The sequence below is a fragment of the Neisseria sp. HMSC03D10 genome (assembly GCF_001807625.1).
Classification (GTDB): domain Bacteria; phylum Pseudomonadota; class Gammaproteobacteria; order Burkholderiales; family Neisseriaceae; genus Neisseria; species Neisseria mucosa.
Genome location: NZ_KV789536.1, coordinates 30,370 through 30,594 on the forward strand (window position 1 = coordinate 30,370; position 225 = coordinate 30,594).

Here is a 225-nt window from a genome sequence, read left to right on the forward strand (position 1 = left end):
TCAACACACAGCCGCCTGAAGGCGGCTGGGGCCGCCAAACTCAAACAAACACTCAGCCTGCTGGTTTCAACACACAGCCGCCTGAAGGCGGCTGGTTATGATGGTCTATCAAAAGGCCGTTGATGTTGGAGTTTCAACACACAGCCGCCTGAAGGCGGCTGGCTAAGGGTGTAGCGACAATCAGGCGGCAATAGTCGTTTCAACACACAGCCGCCTGAAGGCGGC